The sequence below is a fragment of the Streptomyces sp. NPDC058620 genome (genome assembly GCF_042717135.1).
In the GTDB taxonomy this organism is placed as follows: Bacteria; Actinomycetota; Actinomycetes; order Streptomycetales; family Streptomycetaceae; genus Streptomyces.
Genome location: NZ_JBHXQO010000015.1, coordinates 24,597 through 42,245, shown reverse-complemented (window position 1 = coordinate 42,245; position 17,649 = coordinate 24,597). Strand labels below are relative to the sequence as shown.

Genomic DNA, 17,649 nt, shown 5'->3' with positions numbered 1-17,649 from the left:
AGATCCTTTGCGGTCATTCGAGGTCAGCCCTCGGCCAGTCGTACAGTGAAGAGATCGGTCATCTCCGGCAGGAGCGCCAGGTCCTTGGGGTCGATCACCCACACCTTGGTGTCGCACGCGAGTGTGCCGGGGGACGGCGACGTCAGATCCGGGTTCGGGATGAACTTGCAGCGAGGCTCGACGACAGCCACTGATGTCGCCGTCGCACGCTTCCCCTCCGTACCTGGAACCAGGTTCGCGCTCATCCCCTTGTTCGACCTCACATCAACCGAGAACCCCCAGCGGCCGTCGAAGAGCATGCGGCAGTCGACGGGAGCGGCGTCATTCTGGGCGGCGAACCTGGTCGCCTTCACGCACCCGTTATGGGTCCCGGGAAACGGCCCGTTGAACAGGATCGTGAGGTAGGCCCTGTCCAGGATGTGAGCCCGCAGGTCCACCTCTTCCAGACTGCGCGACTCCTGGGCCGCCGCCAGGGCCGCGGCATCCGCCGCGCTCTGGGCCCCATTGCGCCTGACATCGGCTTCACCGAACGCAAAGAAGATCAACGCGAGAAAGAGCAGGCCCACCACCGCTGTGATGTACAGCGGTGCGGCCTGCCCTACCTCGGACTTCATGCGACGGGTCACCCGTTGAGAACGGAGTCGATCTTCTCCTTGAACTTGCCGGAGATCGTCTCGCCCATCTTGGTCTGCAGCAGCGCCACGACGATCGCCACCACAAGGATGGTGATGCCCACGTACTCGATGGCGCCCTGGCCCTTGTCGCTGCGACGCTTCATGGCCTTGACGGCCGTGTTCGCCCACGTGTTGACGTAGACCTGCGTGGCGGTGGCGGCCTTCAGGGTGATGTTCGACATGGTGTTCCCCTCCGAGTTCGGCCGACCGGAGATCGGCCGACGCTGCTGCGTATGTCTTCGTGTCGTCCGCGCTTCCGGCTTCCTCCTGGCCGGTCTCGCCTTCGACATGAGAAACGTACGTCGGGGACGCACCCAGTCGCATGGGCCTGCGGGCCCAACTCCGGGCCCAAGCCTCCAGTTGGGTCTTCAGGCCCATCGTCGTGTCAGCCATGCCTCGTCGACCCCCCGGACGACATGCGGTGCCAGACGGCGATGGCCTCGCCCCGGCTGCCGGCATTCAACTTGGCGAAGATGCGGTTGATGTGGTTCTTGACGGTCTTCTGGCTGATGAAGCAAGTGGCCGCGATCTGCTGATTGGTCATGCCCGACGCGATCAGGTCCATCACTTCCACCTCCCGTTCACTCAGCTCGGCGATCATTCCCTGGGCCGCAGGCGCGGGAACCCCTGTGGACGAATGTGCCACAGATGGTTGCGTAAGCGAAGCCCTTTGCGGAAATCGCGACGCGCCCAACTCGACCTGCACCGCCCCCACCTGCGGGTTCTGTGCTGGGTTGGGCATGGGCCGATTCGGCGCGTCGTGTGCGGATGCAGATACCGGGGCGGGCGGCGCAGCAGGTCGGTAGCCGGGGCCGCTGAACGCCGTGCCCAGTCCTTCCGGCAGCGGCCGGCCCCCCTGGTGAGGGCCGCCCCCTCCCCTCACCGACTCGCGCAGGGCGCTGGAGGCGGAGTACGTGAAGTGCGCCCGGCCCTCCTTCGTGTCCCGCACGGCGGCCACCAGTTGGTCGGCGGTGAACTCGCCGTGCACCAGATAGCCTCCGGCGCCCAGGCGCAGCGCCTCGTGGACGATCTCGCTCTCACGGCTGTACGTCATCATCAGGACGGGAGCCAGACGCACCAGGTGCGGCAGGGCCGAGATGCCGTCGACGCCGGGCATGCGGACGTCCAGCAGGACGACATCGGGGCGGTGCTGCACCGCCATCTCGTACGCCTGACGGCCGTCGTTCGCCTCCGCGACCACGTCGATATCGTCGCGGCCGTGGAGCAGGACCGTGAGTCCGGCGCGTACGACCGGGTTGTCGTCGGCGACGACGACCCTCAGCGGCAGCGGCGCCGGCATGGCCTGCGGGCCGGGGAAGGCCGGGAACTCGGTGGATGCCGTCGGGGTGGGGGGACCGGAGGTGGGTGGGGAGCTGAGCGGGCTGGGACGCGAGGACGTGTGCTGCGAGGCGTGCGGGTGCTGTGTCCACGGCTCTCCGGAACTGCGGGAGATCTCGTCCGGCATGGTGCGGCCTCCTCTCTCAGGATGGGGACTGTGGTGGGGCGGCGGATGGGTCAGGTGTTGTCATGACGCGTGCGTTGACCGGGTATCTGCGGGAGCGGTGGCGGATACCCGGGGGGTGGAGAGGGATTCGGGGTCGGTGGTGCCAGGTCCATCGCTGCCAGCGACAGGTCGAGCCGGACCTCGGTGCCTCGTGCTGCGTGGCCCCGGCCGATGCGGATGCGGGCGCCGATGGACGCGGCGCGCTCGACCATGCCGACCAGACCGAAGTGTCCGGCCTTGCGGAGGTCGGCCAGTGAGGTGCCCGGGGGCAGGCCGTCGCCGTCGTCGTACACGCTGATCCGCACGGTGTCGCGGACCAGTCCAGCCGAGACGTCCACAAAGCTGGGATGGGCGTGGCGCTGGGCGTTCTCCATGGCCTCGGTCGCGATGGTGAGTGCGTGCCGGGCCACCGCGTGCGGGATGAGCGGGACAGGGCCGTCGCCGAGCGTGCGGAACACCGCCTTGACGCCGTGGCGCCGCTCGAAGTCGGCGGTACGGGCCTGGAGTTCCTCGATGACGTCCACGCCGCCGTCTAGGCCGGATTCCCGGCGCAGGTCGGAGAGGAGCTCACGGGACTCGGCTGCGGCCCTGCGGGCGGCGCGGGCCACCAGCTCCGCCTGGTGCTTGACGGTGAGCGGGTCCATCCGGTCGGCCGTGCCTGCCAGACCGTCGGCGGCGAGCGCGAGGCCGTGCAGGGTTTTGGCGACGGAGTCGTGCATCTCGCGGGCCAGGCGGGCCCGCTCCTCCTCCACCGCGCTGTTCACCGCGAGGCGGGCCCGGGTGTCCGTCAGTGCCTGGGATGCGGCGCCGAAACGGAGGAGCAGGCCACGCAACGTACTGCCGACCGCCCCGGCCATGATGCAGAGCCCGACGAGAAGGAGAGCTGAGGAGTCTGCTTCCACCTTGTCGCTGATCCCGTACGCGGCCGCCAGCAGGAGTGTCTGCAATACAGCGAAGATCGCGCTGCCGCGCCAGCCATAGACCAACCCCGCGAGCAGCGGGGTGCAAACAGTGACGTACGTGAGGGTGGAGCCGGGGGTGGCGGCGAAGAGCAGGAGCGCGCCGAACAGCATGTCCGCGGCGAGCAGAGAGGGGTGTCGCAGGAGGATCGGGCCGAAGCGTTCCCAGTCCCGCATCAGCGCGTACGACACCATGACGGTGACGAGGACGGCCGCTCCCACCAGCCAGCTGCCCAACCTGTCGTCGACGCCGGCGAGCGCGAAGGGGGCGGCGAGCGCGGTCATCGCGAGGCGGAAGCCGAACAGCTGACGACACAGGGCCTGCAGCGCGTTCACCTGGATGGGCAGCGCCGGTACGTGGCCGGGCGTGCTCTCGGCCGTGGTCGCGTCGGGTCCGCCGGTGAGTGCCGGTCCGGTCTGTCGGGGGCCCATGGGCCTTCACCTCCTCCTCAGCTGCCGTATTCAGTCGTGGTGTGGGCGATCACGTGCCGAAGACATCCCCGATGTTGACGTCAGCGGCGTAGTAGAAGCCCACGGCGATCAGGATCATCGTTCCGGGGAGCATGAAGCTGGTGACGATCAGCGTCGCCTTGGGTACGGCCTTGGATGCCTTGCGGCGGGCGTTCTGGGCGTCGGTGCGACGCATGTCGTTGGCGATCTGGATGAGCGTGTCCACGATCGGGGCGCCGAGCTCCTCACCCTGCTGGAGGGCCGAGACGAACATCGAGACCTGCTCGGATTCGTTCCGCTTGCGGAGCTGGTCGAAGGCGTCGCGGCGGCTGACACCCATGTCCATCTGGCGCAGGGTGATCCGGAGCTCGTCGGCCCAGGGGCCCGCATACTTGTCGGCCACTCGATCCAGGGCCTGCCGGAAGCCGAGTCCGGCCGACACGACGACGGCGAGGACGTCGAGGAAGTCGGGGAGGGTGCGGTCGATGTCGTCCTTGCGCCGGCTGATGGCGGACCTGATGATCACGTCCGTCCAGAAATAGCCGTAGACGGCCATCAACGCCGCAAGTACGACCTGCCCGTTCATCAGCATCGCCAGGGCGGCAAGGCCCCCCAACCCGCCGTACACCGCCCGCCGCGCCGCGTACCGGTCGACGGTCATACCACCCGGGTTACCCGCCATGTCCAGCTTGCGGCGGACCTTGTCGACGCGCTTGGGGCCCATCATGCGCAGCACCCGGGGCGCGTACCTCATGCCCATGCGGTCGATGGCGGAGCCGGTGGCCGTGGTGCGGGTGGCGCCGACCTCCAGGGCGATGGCCAGGTCGCCGGGGAGTTTGGCGTCGGCGCGGTACATGCGGATGCCCTGGAAGGCTCCGTATACGGCGAGTCCGAAGACGGCCGCGATCAGTAGGTCCATGGTGGTGTCCTCTCTCCTGATTCGTGAAGGGCCGTCGGATTCAGATGCGTACGCGGGTGAGCCGGTTGATCAGGAAGAAACCCAGGCCGTAGAGGCCCGCGGCGATGACGACGGCGATCCGGCCCGGCGTGGCGGCCGTCATGTCGTCGAGTGCTCCGGCGCGCATGCCGTTGATGATCAGCAGGAAGCCCATACCGAGGATCGGGACGGCGACGGCCGTCACCTTCACCTGCGACAGCAGGGTGGTGACCTCGCGCCGCGTCTCCTTGCGCTCCTCCAGCGTCTCCGTGAGGTTGCGCAGCGAGGAGACGATCGTGCCGCCCGCCCGGTTGGAGAGGATGAGGGTGGAGACCAGCACGGTCAGTTCGCGGGACGGCAGCCGCTCGACGAGCTCGTTCAGCGCGTCGTCGAGGGAATGGCCGACGGCCAGCCGGTCGGCGACGCGGCGCAGCTCCTCGTGGGCCGGGTCGTCCAGCTCCTCGACGGCCATGGCGATCGCGGTCCGCAGGGCGAGGCCGGCCTGGGTGGCGTTGGCGAGGACCCGGGTGAGTTCCGGCAGCTGGTTGATGAACGCCTCGGTGCGCTTGGCCCGCTGGTAGTTGAGGAAGGCGTTGCCTCCCCAGAGCCCGATGAGGGCGGCGAGCAGGCCGAAGAACGGGGCGAAGACCGAACCGACGACGAAGTAGAGGCCGAGCAGGGACGCCACGACGTAGACCACGTACTCGCCGGGTGTGAGGTCCAGGCCCGTCGCCGAGATCTTGCGCTCGATCTTCTTGCCGAGGGCCGTCCTGCGCAGCCGCCGGTCGATGCCGCGGAATCGCCTGCTGCGCCCGCCGATGGTGACCTGCCCCGTCTGGGACATCCGCTCGAACAGGACCTGCCGCTGTGCCTTGCCCGATGAGTAGATGTGCACGCCGAGGACGGCGAACAGGCCGGCGAGCAGCGTGACGCCGATCGTCAGGAGCGGGAGATTATCCATGGCGGGGACGGGGACCTTCTCGGTGGCGGCGGGCGGGGGACGGGGGTGCTCGGCCTGGCTCAGGCTGCGGATCTGCGCATGATCAGCTGGTCCTCCGACTGGGCCACGCCGAAGGCGGCGGGGATCGCCTCGCTCGTCATGTAGAGGCGTTCGGCGACCCGGCGGGGCAGCGGGTAGTACTCGAAGTTGCCGTAGACGCGTCCGTCGGCGGCGACCGGATGGGACTTGAAGCGGCAGACGGAGACGATGCGGTAGTCCTCGCGGCCGTGCGAGTCGACGACGGCGATCTCGGTGATGCGGCGGGAACCGTCGGCGTGACGGGTGAGCTGCACGATCACGTCGACGGCACTGTTGATCTGGTCGTGGATCGCCACGAACGGGATCTCCACCTCGGACATGGAGCTCAGCGTCTGCAGACGCATCAGGGCGTCCTCGGCGTTGTTCGCGTGGACGGTGGCGAGCGAGCCGTCGTGACCGGTGGACATGGCCTGGAGCATGTCGAGGGTCTCGCCGCCGCGGACCTCACCGACGATGATGCGGTCGGGCCGCATACGCAGGGAGTTGCGCACGAGGTCGCGGATGGTGATCTGGCCCTTGCCCTCGACGTTCGACGGGCGGCTCTCCAGCGTGATCACGTGGGACTGCTGGAGCTGGAGCTCGGCGGAGTCCTCGATGGTGACGATGCGCTCGCCGTTCGGGATCAGCCCGGACAGTGCGTTGAGCAGCGTCGTCTTCCCGGTACCGGTGGCCCCCGAGACGATCACGTTGAACTTGGCGCGCACCAGTCCCGCCAGCAGCATCAGCATGTGTTCGTCGAGCGAGCCGAGGCCGATCATCTCCTGGAGCGTGAAGGCCCGGGGGAAGCGGCGGATCGTGAGGATCGGGCCCTTGAGCGAGAGCGGCGGGATGATCACGTTGACACGCTCGCCGGACGGCAGGCGGGCGTCGACCATCGGATTGGCCTCGTCCACACGGCGGTTGACCGTGGAGACGATGCGCTCGATGGTCTGCATCAGCTGCTCGTTGGACGAGAAGCGCATGGGAAGGAGTTCGAGGCGGCCACCTCGCTCCACGTACACCTGGTCCGGGCCGTTGACCATGATCTCGCTGATGGACGCGTCTTCGAGGAGCGGTTCGAGGATGCCGAGTCCGAGGGCCTCGTCGACGACCCGGCGGATGAGCTGTGAGCGCTCCATGGAGGAGAGGACGGGGCCCTCGCGGCTGATGATGTGGCCCAGTACGCGCTCCAGGCGCGCCCTGCGCTCGGCCGCCGCGAGGGCGGACATCTCGGCGAGGTCGATCTCCTCCAGGAGCTTGGCGCGGTAGACCCCGACCAGCCGGCTCTCTTCGCTCAGCCCGTTCGTCGGCTCGGGGCTCGTGATGCGCGCCCGCAGGCTCATGTCCTCAACTCCCTGTGGTGGTGCGGTGGTACGGAGGTCAGCCGCGGGGCATGGTGGCGCGCTTCGTGACGGACCCGAAGTCGAACATCGGCAGAAGGGTGGGGATCTCGACGTCCACGGTCACGGTCACGTCGTCGAAGCCGTGCTGCACCCGGACGTCGGCGTCGTCGGCCAGCCAGCCGCTCATGGAGGCGCGGGCGGCCTGCTCCCCGCCCATGGTGGCGCGGTCGTACGACTCAACGCGGGCCCCCGACCGTGAGGCCGTGCCGGCCTGCTGGGCCGCGTACACCGCGATGCCGAGCTGGACGACGGCCATGGCGACGACGAGGAGGAGGGTGAGGACGCCTACGTACTCGATGGCGGCCTGACCCTTCTGGGAGGCGTGGCCCTTCCGGGAGGCGTCGCGGGCCCGGCGGGTGCGGGAACGGAGATGCAGTGCGTGGGTCACCATGGCCAGCTCTTCTCCAGGTTGGCCGAAGCCTCGCCGGGCAGTTTCAACGGCGTGTTGAAGGCTCCGGGGAACAGCAACGGCACCTGCACGTCCACTCGGGCCGTCATCAGGTCTCCCTGGGCAGAGCAGCTGAAGGTGGCGTCCCACGCGCCCGGCAGGTCTTCCCGCCCGGCCTGTTCGCAGGCGGCCTGCGCGCTGCCCTTGGCCGTCGTCGCGGCAGTGACCGCCTTGTCCGCCGCGTTACCCGCGAGCATGAACGTGTAGCCGACCATGGCGGCCTGCCAGAGCAGGGCCAGCGTGACCAGGATCAGCGGCAGTGTGCCCGTGAACTCGATGGCCGCCTGGCCGCGGTCGTCCGCCCCGAGACGGGGCACCGCTCTGCCCTCAAGAGCCGTACGGGCTTGATGTGGTCGGGCTTGATGCGGTCGCGCTTGATGTCGTTTCACCTGTCCCCCTCGGTCGTATCGCTCTCGGTCGTACCGCTTCGGTCGTCACTTCGAGCGCCCTCGCTTGCCGCCGACCGAGCCCCGGTCGCCCTTGAACCTGCCCTGCTTCTCGGCGCCTTCCGTGTGCTTCACGAGGCCCAGGTCACCGGCCAGGCCCCAGAGGGCCTGCTTCACCGTGGACTTGGCCTCCAGGTCCTGCATGCGGCCCGCGTCGACCACCGCATGGAGTTCCTTGAAGTTGGCGGGGATGACGATCCGGGCGACCTTCGTCGCGGTGATGCGTTCGATCAGCGGCGGCTGGATCTCCGTGTTGCGGGTGTAGCGGTTGACGACCGTGATCGTCTCCTCCGCCTTGCGGATCTGCAGCCGGTCCCAGAGCCGGACCATGCGCTTGGCCGCCCGGACGGTCACCACGTCCGGGGTGGTCACCAGGAGCGTCCGGTCCGCCATCTCGATCGCTGCGGCGTTGGCCGTGTTCATGTGCGTACCGCAGTCGATGATCACGATCTCGAAGCGGTGGCGCAGGGCGCTGATGGCCTGGCGTACGACTCGGTCGCTGACCTCCTCGGCCCGCTCCCCCTCGCTCGGCGCGAGCAGCAGCCCCAGGCCGGTGTCGTGGTTGTACAGGGCGTCCTGGAGGACCCTCGGCGAGATGTCCTGGATGGTCGACAGGTCGACGATCGACCTGCGGAACTGCACATCGAGGTACGAGGCGACGTCCCCGGACTGGAGGTCCAGGTCCACGAGGGCGACCGTGTGGCCCGACGCCTTGGCGGCCAGTGCCAGCTGGACGGCGGTGACGGTCGTGCCGACTCCGCCCTTCGCCCCGCTGACGGTGACGACGGTGCCGCTCGGCCCGGTGAAGACGTCCGCGCCGGCGCCCAGGTGGCGCCGTACCCCGACGGACCAGCCCGCCGCGGCCTGAACGCGCTGGGCCAGCTCCTCGTACGAGAGGGGGAGGCCGACCAGGCCGCGGGCGCCCGAGTCCATGGCCGCCGAGTAGAGCCCGGGGCTCGCGTCGGCGGTGACCAGCACGACCCCGACCGCCGGAAAGCGCAGGGCCACCTCCCGGATCAGCTCCAGGGCCGGAACCGGACCGATCCGCTCGTGCACGAGCACGACCTCGGGCAGCTCGTCCAGCGACTCGGCGGCGAGCCGGGCCAGGGTGTCGAGCAGCGAGGTCGAATCACCCAGTGGCCCGGCCGGCTCCGCGTCGGGGAGCTGGCTCAGCAGAGTGGTGATGGATCGGGCGGCGTCGGCATCGCCGACAGCCGGGAGGATTCGTGTGCTCATCCGGCCCTCACTTGTTCTTGTCTTCGTCGAGGTTGTAGCTGCCCTCACCCGGACGGAGCGTGGTCGGACTGTTCTCGGGCAGCAGGGCCAGCCGTACGTGCTCGGCGAAGGACTCGGCGTAGGCGACGCGCTGGGCGTCGGTGGTGTTGAGGGCGAAGGTGATCGGCACGGCCTCGGTCGGGCCGGCGCCGCGGTCGCGCTTCGGGTCGAGGGGGGTCAGCTTGCCCACGTCGAGCACCTTGGCGTTGGCCACGATGACGCGTGAGGTGGACTTCTCGCCCTCGTTCTCACCGGCGAAGGTCGCGAAGATGTTGACGAGGTTGCCGGGGTTGATCTTGCCCGCGACTCCGGTCGCGGCGTCGATCATGATCGCGATCTCCTGCTCACCGCTCCGGAGCACGGGGCGCTTGACGATCATGTCGTCCTGGAGCAGGGAGCCGGCACGCAGTTCGGTGACGGCGATCTTTCCGTTGACGACCGCGAGGTCGGTGATCGCGTTGTCGGACAGCCACCGCTTGGGCATCTCTATCTTCTCGAACTGCCCGGGTTCCAGGGACGTGTAGGGCGCGATGTTCGACCTGACCTGGTACGCGGTCACTTCCGGTCCGACCTTCGAATTCACATCGCTGATAACCGAGAGCACGCCGGCGAAGGCGCCGAAGGCGCAGAGGACCGAGAGGAGCAGAAGGATGACGCCGCGGCGTTGCCGTGAATTCATGAGCGGAGCAACCTCGTTGGGAGATGTGGGCCGATGGGCGGACGGAGAGGGTCGGACAGGGAGGGGCCGGGCCGTTCCGGTCGGGTTTGCCGCACCGGCCCCCGCGTCGGGCCGCTGAGGTGTACGGCACGCGGATTCACGACCCGTGGTGCATGGGGGTTCCTTGGTTGAGGACACCGGAACCGTTGGTTTGGTTCTGCTGGGCCCTGAGCGGAGCCGAGCACAACCCGCAGCGGTCGCCGATGAGTTCATTGCCGCACCAGCCGCAGATCTCTCTGCGTACGGAGGAGACCAGCTGGTAGACGACCGAGATGTCGGGCAGGAAGGCGGCGAATTCGATCATCTTCGACGTGCCCCACCAGCCCGGGGAATCGGCGGGCAGTGCGGCCTCGTGCACGGCCTGGACCTTCCAGGCCGGCGCGATCGTCTCCGTCACCCAGTCCGACTGCAGCTGCCCCTTCGCGACCAGCAGATGGGTACCGAATTCGGGTCCGTCCAGCTCCCCGGAACCGATCTTGATCAACTGGGGATTCGGATTGGCCAGCACGCCGAACTGCGATCCCGGCACCCACGACTTGGCGTGCGCCTTGAGGCTCACCGGCACCCGGTCGAGCTTGGTGACCGTACTGAGGAGCGCGCCGGCGTGGATGTAGTGGGAGAGCAGCCGGGCCGCCGAGGCGACGACCCCGGCGCTGAAGTCGCAGATGGACAACTGCCGCAGCTGGCGCACCAGCACGGCGACACCCAGCGGCGGAAGGTCCACCTTGAGGAGCGCGATCCGGTCGCTCTCCAGCATCGACCTGATCATGTGCAGCCGTCGCTCGTGGGCGGTCGCGATGTTGGCCGGATAGACGGCGATGACGTAGCCGTGCTGTTCGAGGAGCACGTTCATGTCGTTGAGCGCCAGTTCCAGGGGCTGCGCGTCGGGAGCGTGCAGAAGCGCCGCGGTGGGCGTCTGCTGGTCCGTTGGCGGAAGCACCAGGTCAGCACTGGTTACTGCTATTGCGGTCGGCACGCTTTTCCCCGTTCGGCTCCGGCCGCCGCGTACCGCCGGCCGCAATCGCTCTCCTGCTCCGTGCTCCTGCCTCAGCACTTTAACGACGTAGGCGGAGGCAGAGAACACCTTTCAGTGCCCAGTAACGCAGGACACTGCTCGTACGCACAGGGTGTTCACACCCCAAATCGGGCTAACTGGTTGGTAGTTAAATTCCGTACCAGATAGGCGTTCAATCATGTCGCCCCAGGAGAATGCCTGATCCTTTTCGGGTTTACGGGCCCAGAGCGCCAACATGGGCCCGGATTGGGGTCCCAGGACCCACGCCCACGGACCGTTCACTTCCGTAATCTCCGGATCCGGCCGGCCGTCGCAGCCGGAGGCGAAGGGGGCTCCTGGAATGGATCAGATCGGGCGAATACCGTCGGTCAGCAGACGCCGGAGCGGCAGGAGCTGGTACGGCCTGCCGCTGGACGACCGCGGTGCCACCGCCACGGAGTACGTCGGCATGGTGGTGGTCGTGACCTCGATCGTCGGCGCGCTGACGGCCACGGGCGTCGGCGGCCGCATCGCCGAACGCTTCAGGTGCGCCGTCTCCTTCGGCACCTGCGGCGACGGCGGCGGCAACGAGGCGGCGCCCAGGACGGACGCCGACTTCGAGCCGCCGCTCTGCCAGCTCTCCTCCCTCTCCGACAAGGCCGGCGCCAAGGCGAAGGTCCTGTTCATCGAGTGGGGCGAGGAGTACGGCTTCCAGCAGCAGACGTTCCAGTCGAAGACCGACATGAACGGCGACGGCAAGGTCGACGGGAACGACCAGCAGGTCACCATGACCTTCACCGACGCCGCTTCGATCGCCGCCAAGAAGGACTTCAAGCCGGGGCTCAAGGTCGGTTCGTTCGGTTCGGACAAGGTCGAGCTTGGCGCGGGCATCAAGGTCACCAACGGCGACACCTGGGTGTTCAAGAGCGAGGAGGAGGCCAAGTCCTTCCGCGACGACATCGAGACGCTCAAGGTGTACGAGCTCTCCAACCGGCACGCCAACGCGCAGGGCGCGGGGCTCGGCAACAGCATCCTCTACATGTTCGGCAAGGGCCCCATCGCCGAGGAGGAGAAGCTGCGCAAGGGCATCGAGGAGAAGCTCGGCAACCGGCACATCAGTTACGGCAAGGTCGGCCTGGACGCCAGCGCGTCCGCCGGTATCAAGATCGGCGCGGGCGACGACAAGAAGCTGAGCGCGTCCCTCGGGGGCAACTTCAAGTTCTCCCCCGAAGTGACGTGGACGGACAACGACTTCAAGGGCACGAAGGCGTACACGTACTCCGCGGCGATCGAGTACGGCACGAAGGCCGGATACGAGGCCGGGCCGATCAGCGGTGACGCATCGGCGTCCACCACCCAGACCGGGTCCATCACCGTCACGCACGACAAGAAGACCGGCGAGCTGCTGCGGATCGACATGACCCGCACGGTCGAGAAGGGCACCACCAAGGACGGCGCCAAGGCCGGCGGCGACAACGGGAAGTCCGGCGACGACAAGCGGGGCGGCAGCGGTGGCGTCAAGGGCGGCGGCGAGGACAGCGGGATCGAGGTCGTCACCAACTCCGTCGTACTGAAGCCGGGGCACGAAGGGGACGCCGACCGGAAGATCGCGCAGGACTGGCTGGACGGCAACGGACAGTACGGCCAGCCGTTCAGCTACATGTTCGACGACCACGCGCCGACGAAGCGGCCCGGGGACGACGACCCGTTCGGTCAGCTGCTCTTCGACTCCGGGCTGTCCAGCAGGACGACGTACACCGGCGAGACCAATGCGGCCGAGTACGGCTTCGAACTGAACCTGGGGCTGAGCCTCGGCTTCTCGGTGTCCACCGAGAAGAAGGAGGAAACGCTGAACGACGCGGAGTTCCTCGGGGCGCCCAACGGAGGCAGTCGAAGCTATGTCCCGTACAGCTACTGTGCGAACTGATCACGGCGACAGGAGCAGCCAGCCATGAACACCCTTACGAACCGTCTGATCACCGGGACCACCGTCCTCGCCCTGGGCCTGCTGGCCACGGGATGCGGGGACGACTCCGCCACCGGCACGGTCCCCGAGGGCTGGGGAAAGCTCACCACCCCGGCCGTCTCGGTCGCCCGCCCCCCGGCCTTCGAGGAACAGAGCGGCGCCGGACGCGGCAAGCACAACGCGGCCGCCGCGCGGCTCACCGAGGGCGGCAGGACGGTCGGCACGATCACCGTGCAGCTGGACTTCACCCGTGCCGACACGGCGGAGGAGGCGGCGATCGGCGCGGAGGCCGGGGTCGCGCTCGGCGCCAGGCTGAAGGAACAGTCGGACGTCGAGGTCCACGGCCCCGAGGAGGTGCGGCGCGCCAAGCGCGTCGACTTCACGTTCACCTCCGGAGGGGATGCCGGGACCCCGGTGAAGGGCACCGAGGTCAAGGGTGTGATCATCACCGGCCTCGACTCGGAGAAGAAGAGCTACGCGGTCCGGATCGACGCGGCCAGGGGCAGTCTGTCCGCGTCCGACCTGGACCGGATCATCGAGAGCATCACGGTGAAGTAGCCCGTGATACGCCGACACGGAGGCGGACGAGCATGACGCGGTACACCTACCCCGGGGCCCCCGCCCGCCGGGACGACGGGCGCGGGGCGGCGATCTTCGCTCTGGCGCGCGCCTGGGCCGCCGGCATCATCGTGCTGATCGTGACCGAGTACGTGCAGGCTACCGTCGTGTACGAGCACGTGGCGACGCCGGGACGCATGGAGACGTTCGGCGGTCGCATGCTGCTGATCCACCTGCCCAATGTGGTCTGCCTGGCCCTCGCGGCGTGGGCGGCCGCCCGGCTGCACCGCGAGCCGTTCCGCCACTCGCTGCCGCAGCATCTGGCCGCGGCGATCTGTGTGCCGATCGTCGCGCAGCTCCTCAACATGGCCGTGCAGTGGGAGGAGATGGCCGTCGAGGGGCTGTTCATGTCGAACGTGGTGGCCGCCGTCGCGTGTGTGGCGGGGTACGCGGCGGACCGGTTGCAGGACGACGCCTGACCGGGGCGTCACGCACGCCGGAGGGGGTGCGCAAGGGAGTCGTACGGGGCGGAACCGGACCATCGGCCGTCAGAGGTCTTGACAACTCAATTGGTCTGGACCAGCTTATGGGCCAACGGTGGCCACCGCACACTCCGCCAGCACCCCCCAACTCCCCACGGAGGCACCAGTGGAACGCTCCGCAGGCAGCAGACGCCGCAGGCGTCACAGCCGGCCCGTCCTCGGCACCGTCACGGCGGTCCTCGCGGCCGGGGCCCTGACGGTCACCGGCCTCGTCAGCACCGCGCAGGCGGCCGACGTCAACGTGGCGAAGAACGCCGGCTTCGAATCCGGGCTCGCCAACTGGACCTGCTCCGCCGGCAGCGGCACCACGGTCTCCTCCCCCGTGCACGGCGGCGCCTCCGCCCTCAAGGCCGCCCCGGCCGGCCAGGACAACGCCAGGTGCACGCAGACCGTCGCCGTGAAGCCCGGCTCCACGTACACGCTCAGCGCCTGGGTGCAGGGCGGATACGCCTACCTCGGCGCCACCGGGACCGGCACCACGGACGTCTCCACCTGGACGCCGGACACCGGCAGCTGGAAGCAGCTGACCACCAGTTTCCGCACCGGCCCCAGCACCACGTCGGTGACCGTCTACACCCACGGCTGGTACGGGCAGGCCGCCTACTTCGCCGACGACATCTCCGTGACCGGCCCCGACGGCGGCGGCGGCACCGACCCCGGTCCGCAGATCCCCGCAGCGCCCGCCGGGCTGACCGCCGGTACGGCGACGACCTCCTCCGTGCCCCTGACCTGGAACGCGGTCTCCGGCGCGACCGGCTACACCGTCTACCGGGACGGCACGAAGGCCACCACCTCCACCGGAACCTCGGCAACGATCACCGGCCTGAGCGCCGACACGGCCTACCAGTTCGCCGTGAGCGCCACCAACGCAGCCGGCGAGTCCGTCAGATCCGCGACGATCAGCGCCCGTACGGCGAAGACCGGCGGCCCGGGCCCGGTGACCTCGGTACCGAAGCACGCGGTGACCGGGTACTGGCAGAACTTCAACAACGGCGCGGCCGTCCAGAAGCTCAGCGACGTCCCCGCGAACTACGACATCATCGCGGTCTCCTTCGCCGACGCCACGGCCACCCCGGGCGCCGTCACCTTCAACCTCGACACGGCGGGCCTGAACGGCTACACCGTCGACCAGTTCAAGGCCGACATCAAGGCCAAGCAGGCGGCCGGGAAGAACGTCATCATCTCGGTCGGCGGAGAGAAGGGCTCCGTCGCCGTCAACAACGACGCCTCCGCCACGGCCTTCGCCAACTCCGTGTACGCCCTCATCCAGGAGTACGGCTTCAACGGGGTCGACATCGACCTGGAGAACGGCCTCAACTCCACGTACATGACGAAGGCGCTGCGCGCCCTGTCCGCGAAGGCCGGTGCCGGGCTCGTCATCACCATGGCGCCGCAGACCATCGACATGCAGTCGACGTCCGGCGAGTACTTCAGGACGGCGCTGAACATCAAGGACATCCTGACCGTCGTCAACATGCAGTACTACAACAGCGGCTCGATGCTCGGCTGCGACGGCAAGGTCTACTCGCAGGGCTCGGTGGACTTCCTCACCGCGCTCGCCTGCATCCAGTTGGAGGGCGGCCTCGACCCCTCGCAGGTCGGCCTGGGAGTCCCGGCGTCCACCCGGGGCGCGGGCAGCGGCTACGTGTCGCCGTCCATCGTGAACGCCGCCCTGGACTGCCTGACGAAGGGCACCGGCTGCGGTTCGTTCAAGCCGTCGAAGACCTACCCGACGCTCCGCGGTGCGATGACCTGGTCCACGAACTGGGACGCCACGGCGGGCAACGCCTGGTCGAACGCGGTGGGCCCGCACGTACACGCTCTGCCGTAACACCGGAGGGCACCACCGACCAGCAGCGCCGCCGCTCCCCCGGCGGCGCTGCCGCGTTCGTTCAGCGGCTCACCACGGCAGGTCGCGCACCTGCTGCACGCACAGCACGAGGAACAGCAGTCCGGCCGCCGCCAGCATGCCGTTGCTGAGCCACCCGTTGCGCCATTCCGCGGGCGTGCGCGAGGAGTTGAGCAGCCAGATCAGGGTCAGGGCGAGGAACGGCATGAAGAAGGCGCCCAGCACTCCGTAGACGATGACCAGGCCGAACGGCTCGTCCAGCCAGAGCAGGGCCATCGGCGGGAAGGTCAGCCAGAGGACGTACGCGCGGAAGGGCACCGACTTCTCCTGCCGGGCGGTCTGCGGGCCTCCCGGCTCGGCCGACGCACCGGCGCCGGCGCCGCCCGCGGCCCGGTCGGCGCGGATGCGCTCGACGAAGTCGGCGAACATCAGGCTCACCCCGTGCCACACGCCGATCAGCGACGAGAACGACGTGGCGAAGAAACCGACCAGGAACAGCTTCGCGGTGACCGCGCCGAAGCGGTCCTCCAGGATCACCCCGAGGTCGATCAGTCCGCGGTCGCCCTTGGTCAGGGCCAGCTGGGAGGAGTGCAGCAGCTCGGCGCCGACGACCAGCATGGCGACGACGAAGATCCCGGTGGTGATGTAGGCGACCCGGTTGTCGAGGCGCATCACCTTCATCCAGGAGGAGTTGTTCCAGCCCTTGGCGTTCACCCAGTACCCGTACGCGGCCATGGTGATCGTGCCGCCGACCCCGCCGATCAGCCCGAGCGTGTAGATCAGCGAGCCGTCGGGGAGTACGGGGGCGAGCCCGGCGAAGGACGCGCCGACGTCAGGACCGACCCGTACGGCGACGTAGACGACGACCACGAACATCACGCCGATCAGGACGGTCATGACCTTCTCGAAGACGGCGTACTGGTTGAACCAGACGAAGACCAGGCCGATCAGACCCATGATGATCGCCCAGGTTTTCAGCCCCGGTCCGTCGGGGAAGAGCGCCACGACGGGCAGGGCGCTGGACGACATGGCCGTCGCGCCGTACACGAACCCCCAGATGACGACGTACACCGCGAAGTAGACGGTGGTCCACGACCCGAGGGTGCGCCAGCCCTCGAAGAGCGTCCGGCCGGTGGCGAGGTGCCACCGGCCGGCCGCCTCGGCGAGGGAGATCTTGACGAGGCAGCCGATCACGGCCGCCCACATGAGGGTGTATCCGAACTTGCTGCCCGCGATCAGCGTCGCGACCAGGTCCCCGGCCCCCACGCCGGTGGCCGCGACGACGATGCCCGGCCCGATGTACCTCCAACTCGATGTGCGCGGTCGGGAGTCGATCTCCCCTGTCCCTTTGGTTGCGCTGGTCTCGGCCATGTCGATCAAAGAAGCGCAAGGGAATCGATCGCACAAGGGGGTGTGCGCGGGGCACTCCGCGCCGGCGTACGGGACGTGGATCGCTCCAGGGCCGGATTCACCTCGCCGACGACTTCGACGAGCTGCCCGACGACATCGCCGACGCCTTCGGGGCACGCTGATGCGCCTGCTCCTCGACACGCGTGTGATCCTCTGGTGGCTCGGTGACTCCGCGGAGCTCTCCGGGGAGGTCAAGGATCTCCTCGACACCGAGCCCTCGGTGTACATCAGCGCGGTCTCCGCCTGGGAGATCGCCATCAAGCAGTCCCTCGGCAAGCTGGACGGACCCGAGGACCTGGCCGAGCGGGTCCGCGACAGCCAGTTCACTCAGCTGCCGGTCACCGCGGGCCACGGTGTGAGGGCGGGCAAGCTGCCCTCACACCATCGGGACCCCTTCGACCGGATACTGGTTGCCCAGGCTCAGACCGAGGGGCTGACGATCCTCACCCGGGACAAGTGGATTCCGCGGTACGACGTCCCGGTCATGACCGTCTGACA

18 protein-coding genes are annotated in these 17,649 nt (G+C 68.6%); 5 read left to right on the top strand and 13 right to left on the bottom strand.

Features of this window, described 5'->3' with window-relative positions:
• Nucleotides 1-23: 23 nt before the first annotated feature.
• The 12 genes from ACFWSK_RS17080 to ACFWSK_RS17025 all read right to left on the bottom strand — a co-directional run bounded on the left by ACFWSK_RS17080 (nucleotide 24) and on the right by ACFWSK_RS17025 (nucleotide 10,808).
• Entirely contained in the window at nucleotides 24-614 is a 591-nt protein-coding gene (locus ACFWSK_RS17080; RefSeq protein ID WP_383786298.1) for a pilus assembly protein TadG-related protein, read from the bottom strand.
• Nucleotides 615-622: 8 nt separating this feature from the next.
• Nucleotides 623-856 carry a hypothetical protein gene (locus ACFWSK_RS17075; protein WP_383786295.1) on the bottom strand — a complete coding sequence of 78 codons (234 nt, stop codon included), beginning with the start codon at nucleotides 854-856 and terminating at the stop codon, nucleotides 623-625.
• Nucleotides 857-1,059: 203 nt separating this feature from the next.
• Nucleotides 1,060-2,139, bottom strand: coding sequence for a response regulator (locus ACFWSK_RS17070; protein WP_383786292.1), 1,080 nt, complete (start codon nucleotides 2,137-2,139; stop codon nucleotides 1,060-1,062).
• Nucleotides 2,140-2,189: 50 nt separating this feature from the next.
• Complete coding sequence (locus ACFWSK_RS17065) at nucleotides 2,190-3,569, bottom strand: sensor histidine kinase (protein ID WP_383786290.1); 1,380 nt, start codon at nucleotides 3,567-3,569, stop codon at nucleotides 2,190-2,192.
• Nucleotides 3,570-3,618: 49 nt separating this feature from the next.
• Nucleotides 3,619-4,506, bottom strand: a complete 888-nt coding sequence (locus tag ACFWSK_RS17060; protein ID WP_383786287.1) for a DUF5936 domain-containing protein — start codon at nucleotides 4,504-4,506, stop codon at nucleotides 3,619-3,621.
• Between the two features lie 40 nt (nucleotides 4,507-4,546).
• Nucleotides 4,547-5,485 (bottom strand): type II secretion system F family protein, encoded by a 939-nt coding sequence (locus ACFWSK_RS17055; RefSeq protein WP_383786284.1) that lies wholly within the window; start codon nucleotides 5,483-5,485, stop codon nucleotides 4,547-4,549.
• Between the two features lie 59 nt (nucleotides 5,486-5,544).
• Nucleotides 5,545-6,885, bottom strand: a complete 1,341-nt coding sequence (locus tag ACFWSK_RS17050) for a CpaF family protein (RefSeq protein ID WP_383786281.1) — start codon at nucleotides 6,883-6,885, stop codon at nucleotides 5,545-5,547.
• Between the two features lie 37 nt (nucleotides 6,886-6,922).
• Complete coding sequence (locus tag ACFWSK_RS17045; RefSeq protein ID WP_383786278.1) at nucleotides 6,923-7,336, bottom strand: TadE/TadG family type IV pilus assembly protein; 414 nt, start codon at nucleotides 7,334-7,336, stop codon at nucleotides 6,923-6,925.
• Complete coding sequence (locus ACFWSK_RS17040) at nucleotides 7,330-7,710, bottom strand: TadE family protein (protein WP_383786275.1); 381 nt, start codon at nucleotides 7,708-7,710, stop codon at nucleotides 7,330-7,332. Before ACFWSK_RS17040 ends, ACFWSK_RS17045 begins: the two co-directional genes overlap by 7 nt.
• Nucleotides 7,711-7,827: 117 nt before the next feature.
• Nucleotides 7,828-9,075: a CpaE family protein gene (locus ACFWSK_RS17035; protein WP_383786272.1), complete on the bottom strand. Its 1,248-nt coding sequence runs from the start codon at nucleotides 9,073-9,075 to the stop codon at nucleotides 7,828-7,830.
• Between the two features lie 7 nt (nucleotides 9,076-9,082).
• Entirely contained in the window at nucleotides 9,083-9,793 is a 711-nt protein-coding gene (gene cpaB, locus ACFWSK_RS17030) for a Flp pilus assembly protein CpaB (RefSeq protein WP_383786269.1), read from the bottom strand.
• A 136-nt stretch (nucleotides 9,794-9,929) separates the two neighbouring features.
• Nucleotides 9,930-10,808, bottom strand: a complete 879-nt coding sequence (locus ACFWSK_RS17025; protein WP_383786266.1) for a hypothetical protein — start codon at nucleotides 10,806-10,808, stop codon at nucleotides 9,930-9,932.
• Nucleotides 10,809-11,187: 379 nt separating this feature from the next.
• On the opposite strand from ACFWSK_RS17025, the gene ACFWSK_RS17020 reads away from it, so the two are divergent.
• The 4 genes from ACFWSK_RS17020 (at nucleotide 11,188) to ACFWSK_RS17005 (ending at nucleotide 15,723) form a co-directional block, all read left to right on the top strand.
• Complete coding sequence (locus tag ACFWSK_RS17020) at nucleotides 11,188-12,753, top strand: hypothetical protein (RefSeq protein ID WP_383786263.1); 1,566 nt, start codon at nucleotides 11,188-11,190, stop codon at nucleotides 12,751-12,753.
• Between the two features lie 24 nt (nucleotides 12,754-12,777).
• Nucleotides 12,778-13,350: a hypothetical protein gene (locus ACFWSK_RS17015; RefSeq protein WP_383786260.1), complete on the top strand. Its 573-nt coding sequence runs from the start codon at nucleotides 12,778-12,780 to the stop codon at nucleotides 13,348-13,350.
• A gap of 32 nt (nucleotides 13,351-13,382) precedes the next feature.
• Nucleotides 13,383-13,829 (top strand): hypothetical protein, encoded by a 447-nt coding sequence (locus ACFWSK_RS17010; RefSeq protein WP_383786256.1) that lies wholly within the window; start codon nucleotides 13,383-13,385, stop codon nucleotides 13,827-13,829.
• A gap of 169 nt (nucleotides 13,830-13,998) precedes the next feature.
• Nucleotides 13,999-15,723: a chitinase gene (locus tag ACFWSK_RS17005; RefSeq protein ID WP_383786253.1), complete on the top strand. Its 1,725-nt coding sequence runs from the start codon at nucleotides 13,999-14,001 to the stop codon at nucleotides 15,721-15,723.
• Between the two features lie 69 nt (nucleotides 15,724-15,792).
• On the opposite strand, the gene ACFWSK_RS17000 is transcribed toward ACFWSK_RS17005, so the two are convergent.
• Nucleotides 15,793-17,112, bottom strand: a complete 1,320-nt coding sequence (locus ACFWSK_RS17000) for an Nramp family divalent metal transporter (protein ID WP_383786250.1) — start codon at nucleotides 17,110-17,112, stop codon at nucleotides 15,793-15,795.
• Between the two features lie 160 nt (nucleotides 17,113-17,272).
• On the opposite strand from ACFWSK_RS17000, the gene ACFWSK_RS16995 reads away from it, so the two are divergent.
• On the top strand, nucleotides 17,273-17,647 hold the full coding sequence (locus ACFWSK_RS16995; protein WP_383786247.1) for a type II toxin-antitoxin system VapC family toxin: 375 nt from the start codon (nucleotides 17,273-17,275) through the stop codon (nucleotides 17,645-17,647).
• Nucleotides 17,648-17,649: the final 2 nt, after the last annotated feature.